This window comes from Indibacter alkaliphilus LW1, assembly GCF_000295935.2.
GTDB lineage: Bacteria > Bacteroidota > Bacteroidia > Cytophagales > Cyclobacteriaceae > Indibacter > Indibacter alkaliphilus.
On sequence record NZ_ALWO02000047.1, the window covers coordinates 120,620 to 128,875 of the forward strand.

1 protein-coding gene is annotated in these 8,256 nt (G+C 45.4%); it reads left to right on the forward strand.

What is annotated here, in order from left to right; translation table 11 throughout:
* Nucleotides 1–124 precede the first annotated feature (124 nt).
* On the forward strand, nt 125–8,256 hold an 8,132-nt coding region (locus A33Q_RS17695; protein WP_152527432.1), incomplete at its 3' end, for an MBG domain-containing protein.

An 8,256-nucleotide genomic window follows, 5' to 3' on the forward strand; every position in this document is an offset into this window, starting at 1 on the left:
GTTCTCTGACTTTGTGTTTCAAAAACGGAATTTGAAACATATAAAAGTTGAAAATCGGGGTGAGTTTGGTGTGATTTACCAATCATTTAATTCTAAAAATCACCCCCACACTAAATTTCACTTTATGAATTCGTCAGAGATTTTATGGACCACTTCAAAAAGCCACTATAACTACATGAGAAGTTCAATAATTCAGAATGGTCTCTATACACTTTTTATGGTGTTGATAATTATAGGTTTCATTTTTCCGATGCAAGCTTTTGGACAGGCCGGTACTTTAAAGTTTACAGAAGTAGGCCATCACGGAAATACATTGACTGATGGGGCTGCCGGTTCAACTGACATACCAGGCATTACCTATAATATCTATGGAGTTAATGCAAGTGGAGGGAAAATAGGAAATATCTTGGTTTTAGACTATGCTCCCCCAAGAGAGTCACACTATTTCTTTGTTGATGATGGCAGTTGGATGGGATTACCCATCAATAAATTGATAATTGAAAGCGGATCAGGTAATTCGTTTTCTCTAAAAAGCTTCAAAGTATTTGATGAATTATGGGAGGCTCCAAATTTTTTAATTTCCGGTTTCCGGGATGGGACATCTGTAGCTACCCAAACCCAATCCATTAGCTCAGGGGCATTTATTCAGATCAATCTAAATACTGATTTTGAAAATGTTGATAGAGTGGAGATTTCAAATCAGAATGGATCTGTTACTCAATCTTTTAACACTTTTGTATTTGAAAATCCCAAAGAAGAAGTTGCTGCACCCACAATAACCACCTCGGCTGCATCCTCCATAACTGCCTCAGGAACTACCCTAAACGGTAACATTTCCGCTGACGGAGGAGCCCCAGTAACTGCCCGAGGTTTTGTATATTCCAGTTCAAACAATACCCCAACCATAGGAGGATCGGGTGTGACCAATGTACCGGTAGGCAGCGGGACGGGAGTTTTCAGCCAAGCTGTTACCGGATTGAGTGCTTCGACTACCTATTACTACCAAGCTTATGCGGCCAATAGTGCGGGGACTAGCTATGGTGGGGTGCAGAGTTTTACGACAACAAGCGCTGGTGTATTATTAAGCACTAGCCCTACACTGATATTTGCGGCAAATTCTGCTGATATTACAGGAGACAATATTGCCTCAGACGGTGAAGGAGGCTCGCAAGCTATCTCCGATATCGACATTCAGATTTACAATATATCGGATGAGAGCGGCACCTTTGTTAATTCCCTTGACTGGAGAGGCAACGATTTTCTTTACAGCGCCGATCCAAATTATTCAGGCCTTACATACGATAACCTTAATCAAGGAATCAAAGGAATGGCCATCAAATCAGCTGATGGCAGTAATTTCCGCCTTGTTCAGTTTAAGTATTACAATTGGGGTGAGTCCAATGCTTTCACCAACACGATTAAAGGGTACCGGGACGGTGGAGAAGTAGCTTCCATGAGTTTCAATGGTTTTGATCCAGATTATAACCCAATGACCGTAACCTTAGACGCATCATTCTCAAATGTAGATGAGGTTAGATTGTTCATCAGCAGCCCTGGTTGGAATGGAGATGGAACTACAAACCACAGTATCAATAATATTCAGGTTACTTCACCTATTGCATCCTCAGCTCCGTCGGTAACTACTTCTTCAGCCTCCAATGCCACAGATAGCACAGCTGATTTGGCTGGAAACATAACCTCGGATGGAGGCTCCACAGTCACTGCCCGAGGCTTCGTCTATTCCAGCTCCGACAATACCCCAACCATTGGTGAAGGTGGAGTAACCAATGTGACATCAGGAAGCGGTACGGGTACTTTCAATGAGACTGTTTCTGGGTTAAGCCCTTCGACTACCTACTATTTCCAAGCTTATGCCACCAATGCTGAGGGTACAAGCTATGGGGGAGTGGAGAGTTTTACGACAACAGCTATTCCTTGCACAGGGACCATAACCATTGGCTCAACTGCTTCAGGTGCTGCTTATTCTATCGATGGAGGTGTTCTGAAAACTTCAGGAAATGCGACCGTACCGGCTTCTGAGATTGTAGACTACCTGCAAAATACAGGCGATTTGGTCATAGAGTCTTGTGATGGAGATATTGTGATTCGTGAAAATATACAAATTGTTTTAAGTACTTCTAGAACGCTTACCTTCAAATCTTCCAGAGACATTGTATTGACCGATGAGAAAGAGATTACTGCATCCGGTAACAACTTAAATCTAATTTTTTGGGCAGACACTGATGCTGATCAATCTGGAGGAGTTCTCTTTGACACCAAAACAAGTATTTCAAGTAACAACGGTCATATTTGGATCGGAGGTGGAGCCTCCACGGAATTATGGAACGGGTTGACAGTTGGGGATAGCTATTCGGTAGGTTTGACCAATACAGCAACAGGGAATTCGGAAACTTATGCTGGGATAAATGCAGTAGGTAGCTCGGTCAATGCAGGATTAGGAGACATCTATCTTTCGGGAAAATCCACGCAAACCACCTATCGATTCGGAATAGGTACCCGAATCCAGGGGATGGATTTTACTGGAAATAATATCACCATGTTTGGTATAGGTTCTGCTAATGCCTCTACCAGTGGGGATAACAATCGAGGCAACTGGGGGATAGGAATAGAAAACACGGATATTTTGGCTTCCGGGGAAATTATCCTGGTAGGTACAGGCGGAGGCCAAAATGCCGGCTCAAATGGAGGGTCAAATCATGGTATTCGCATGAATAATAATTCCAGCATTATTACTACCGGTGCATCCAATATTACCTTGACCGGAACCGGAGGAGGTAATTCTGCAAATACTCTAAATACAGATAATGATGGGCTACGAATAGATGGTGGTACCATCAGAGTAAATACAGGAACAATTACCCTAACGGGAACCAAGGGACTTCATGGAAATTCAGTTGATTTAGATCATACTAACGGCGTTATAGAATCCAGAGACCCTTCATCATCTGCTTTAAGTAATGGAGCTGTAGTAGTGGAAACTGATGAGCTGCTTATCAATAGCTTGGTAAGGTACCGCTCTGATTTGGGTCAACTCACCATTCGTCCTCGTACTCCTTCCACAACCATAGGAATTGGTGGGGCAACGGGAACTTTACAGCTTTCCTCCTCCTATTTCTCCACCAATTTTGTCAATGGTTTTAGTAAAATCCTTGTTGGCTCCCCGGAGACAGGCAAAATCGAACTAGGAGGTTCAACTACCTATCAGGATCCACTTGTTTTTCAATCTGCGGATGATATTTGGATGGCTGGTTCAGGAAGCATGACAGGTTTAGCTGGAGAAAATGCTCCTTTGACCTTATGGGCAGATGCGGATGGTGATGACTCTGGCATGATTTGGTTGAAAACTGGCTCTGCGATCACGACCAATGGAGGCCACCTTTGGATGGGTGGAGGTGATGGAACTGCCACCTGGAATGGACTGACAGTAGGCGATGGCTATGCAGCAGGAAGTGATGCCTTTATCCCTGAAGATAATAGTACCAACAACCAAAATGGCTATCACGGAATCACCTTGGATAAGGATGTCACTATCCAGGCGGGAGCAGGAAATATTGAATTGAACGGTATCAGCGGGGATCAATATGCGCCTACCTTGAATTCAAATCCCTACAGCACTAATGTTGGGGTGTATCTCGGGGATGGTTCCCAGACTACTACTACCTCAGGCAATATCGAAATCAATGGGGTCGCACGGCTTTCGGCCGACCAACCTGCCTCGGGCTGTACGACTTGTGGTTTCCGATATGGAATATTGTTCCATAGAGGCGGGCAAACCTCAACTCGACAGATTTTGGTCAACACCCAGTCCGGCAATATTTTGCTAAATGGTCTGACCCAGGATTATACAGGGAGTACCACAGACCGGATGAATAGTGGGGGAGTCACACTTTTTGCAGGAACTCAAGGAATGGTTGTTTCTACGGATAGTGGAAACCTAGAGATCATCGGTGAAAATCAGGAGACTACCGCTCCAAGTGGAAGAACGGCTAGAGGTGTCTGGTTGACTACAGGGCAAACGGACGTGACATCCGTTTCTGGATCAATCACCATTACGGCCCGATTGGGAATAGCAGGTGCAGAGGCCTTGGCGCTACAGGCTGATACCAAAATCGGAGGAGGCACCACAGGAGACATCGAAATCAATACTAACGGTTGGACTGGTTCTACCGCGACGACTCTGCTTGGTAGTAGCGGTGAGTTACGAATTTTCCCTACCGGTCCTGCAGTATCTGTAGGCATTGGGGGAGCTTCGGGTATGTTGCAAATTTCCTCCTCGCTCTTGGGGACCAGCTTTGTCAATGGTTTCAGCCATATCCAAATCGGAAATTCCAAAACTGGAGAAATCTTGATTGGAGGCACCAATACCTACAACGATCCTTTGACACTTCAGTCTGCCTCCAATGTTAATATGAATGTGGGTTCTAGCATGACTGGACTTGCAGGCGAGAATGCTTCCTTGGTGCTTTGGGTAGATGCCGATGGGAATCAGTCGGGATCCATTTTCCTCAACGAATCTACTATTCAAACCAATGGAGGTCATCTTTGGATGGCAGGGGGTGAAGAAAGTGCTACCCCTTGGAATGGTCTGACCGTGGGTGAAGGAAGCTCCTATGCTGATGCCATACATACTGTTGGGATAAGTAATTTCAAGAATGGGATGACTATTTATAGGTCAACTGTCGCAACCAATGGAGGTAATATGTTTATTTCGGGTGTGGCTGATGGAGTAAGCGGTGGTTCTGCAGGGTATAATGGAGTTTATTTTGAGCAAAGTACCCTATCTTCAGGAACTGGGACAATCGATTTGAGAGCTATTTCTACTGGAAACAATAACGATGGAAGCTGGCACTATGGTCTATTGATGGGAACGATCGCAAATAGCACTGCTGCAATCATTGAAAGTACTGCTGGAGCAATTTCCATAAATGGCCAATCGGATTTTAATAAAAATACTCACGGAGCAGGAGTTGGTCTTTATACCTTTAGTAATGCTAATAGTGAAGTAATTATACGAAGCGTTTCAGGCCCAATTGATATTACCGGTCGCCTCAACAGTACAGGGTTTAATGGGCAATATGGTGGAATTTTTCTTTTTGGAAGTGGTGAAGAACAAATCGTTTCACAGAACGGAAAAATCAGTTTGGAAGGTACTTCAGCTAATCCTAATGTTGCTGGAATCAATCAATGGCCCGGTAATGCCACAAGTGCAATAGGTTTTGATGGTACCAATGCGTTTACTGGAGATATCACGTTCAATTCCAATACGTTTATCAACTATGCCGGAGTAATCACCGCCAACAACCTGGAGCTGTTGGGCTCCGGAGTAGTGTATGATTTTTCCAACGCAGGAAACAATGTCAATAGTTTGACCGCAAACACGGGATCAGTAACCTATCTCGATGGAGACGAGCTGATAGTGAATGACATAACTGCAACCGGGGAGATTGAAATCGCGACAGAAAGTGGAAACCTGACCCTTTCTGGAAATGTAACCACTACTTCTACCTCAGCCGATGCGATTATTCTTAATGCGGGCAAAAGCGAATCAATTGGAACCGAAACCGGAGGAGACATTATTGTCTCAGTATCTCCAACAGTTACTACTGGGGCTACAGGGATTGCTAAACTGTTTAGTGGCTCTGAGCCCAACAGTACAGGGCTGACTGCACTGGTAGGTGGAGCATCAAATGTCCGGAAAGAAGTGGACGAAACGACCACGACCTTTGACCCCGCCTTGTCAGCCGGGAATGCCTATGCTCTGTACCGTTATCAGGATATTATCCAACTCACCGTTGCAAGCCAGAATCTTACAATCTCAAAATCCTATGATGGAACTACTTCAGCTACGGTTACAGATGTCGTGTTGGATGGGGTTCGCTCCGGGGATGAAGTGACCGTAACAGCTGAGGCTACTTATGACAATGCTTCGGTGGGTACCGGAAAAACTATTACGGTGGTTTATACGCTCGGCGGTGCGGATGCCGCTCGATACTACGCTCCTGAAAATTTTGCAATCAATTCTGGAGAAATCACTGCAAAGGAATTGATCATTACGGGCTTGACCGGGGACAATAAAGTCTATGATGGTACGACCACTGCTACAGTTAGCGGGACTGCTACCCTGAATGGAGTGGAATCGGGAGATGAAGTGACGTTGGGAGGTACAGCGGTATTCACCTTCGCCACTGCAAATGTGGGGACAGGAATTGCCATAACTGCCTCAGGATATGAGCTCGGCGGAGCAGATGCGGGGAATTATTCTCTGACAGCACCTACTGGACTGAGTGCAGATATCACAGCAAAGGAATTGACTATTACTGCAAACAGCGACACTAAGGTTTATGATGGCTCGGCCTTGACCAACGTAGGATTTACTATTTCCTCAGGTTCCTTGGCGACTAACCATTCAGTGGATGAGGTTATCGTTACGGGTTCTCAAACAGCAGTGGGTTCCAGTGCCAATATCCCGAGCGACGCGGTGATTTTTGATGGCGATAATAATGATGTAAGCACAAATTATTTGATTGATTACAGCAACGGGACACTGACTGTCACCACAAAAACTCTGACGATTACCGCTACAGGTCAATCCAAAGAATATGGTTCAGTTCTTAATGCCGGGTCAGGCTATACCTTGTTTACTTCCGTTGGTTTGGAAAATGGAGAAACCATCGGTTCAGTAACCGTTACCTACTCAGGAGGTCAAAATGCAGAAGATCATACGGGAACGTATTCAGATGCTATTGTGATTTCCGATGCTACCGGGGGGACTTTCTCGGCGGATAACTACCAAATCAACTATGAAGCTGGAGATCTTACCGTTACTCCAAAAGAGCTTACGATTACCGCAGATGCGAATCAAAGCAAGACTTATGGAAATTCTGACCCTACCTTCACTTATCAGGCGACCGGCTTTGAAAACGGAGACGATGAAAGCATTCTTACCGGCACACTGGAAAGAACAGCCGGAGAGAATGTAGGAAACTACGCGATCAATCAGGGCAGCTTGGATGCAGGGGACAACTACACGATTGACTATACCGGAGCTGACTTTACGATCACGAAGAAAACGCTTACGATTACCGCAGATGCCAATCAAAGCAAGGTGTATGGCGATGCTGACCCTACCTTCACTTATCAGGCGACTGGTTTTGCAAACGGTGACGATGAAAGCATCTTGACAGGTGCACTCAGCAGAGCAGCTGGAGAGAGTGTAGGAAACTACGCGATCAATCAGGGCAGTTTCGATGCAGGGGACAATTACACGATCGACTATACCGGAGCGGACTTTGCGATTACGAAGAAAACGCTTACGATTACCGTAGATGCCAATCAAGGCAAGGTGTATGGCGATTCAGATCCAACGTTCACTTATCAGGCGATCGGTTTTGAAAACGGAGACGACGAAAGCATCCTGACAGGAGCCTTGGCAAGAGCCGCAGGTGAAAATGTAGGCAACTACGCCATTAACCTGGGAAGCTTAAGTGCAGGAGACAATTATGAGATTGACTTCAACAGTGCTGACTTCGCTATCACCAAAAAGACACTTATCATCACTGTCGACACAGAACAGAGCAAAGTTTACGGTGCTACAGATCCAGTCTTTACCTTCAAAGCAACAGGTTTTAAAAATGGAGATGATGAGGATGTGTTGACCGGAGCTTTGGCCAGAGCCGCAGGTGAAAATGTAGGCAACTACGCCATCAACCTGGGAAGCTTAAGTGCAGGAGACAATTACGAGATTGACTTCAACAGTGCTGACTTCACCATCACCAAAAAGACCTTGGTCATCACTGCCGATGCAGGACAGAGCAAAATTTACGGAACAGCAGACCCTGTATTCACTTTCAAAGCAACAGGTTTTGAAAATGGAGATGATGAGGAGGTACTTTCCGGAGCCTTGGCAAGAGCCGCAGGTGAAAATGTAGGCAACTACGCCATCAACCTGGGAAGCTTAAGTGCAGGAGACAATTACGAGATTGACTTCAACAGTGCGGACTTCACCATCACCAAAAAGACCTTCGTCATCACTGCGGATGCAGGACAGAGCAAAGTTTACGGAGCAACAGATCCTGTCTTTACTTTCAAAGCAACAGGTTTTGAGAACGGAGATGATGAGGATGTGCTTTCCGGAGCCTTGGCAAGAGCAGCAGGAGAAAATGTCGGTAACTACGCCATCAACCTGGGAAGCTTAAGTGCAGGAGACAATTACGAGATTGACTTCAAGGGAGCGGA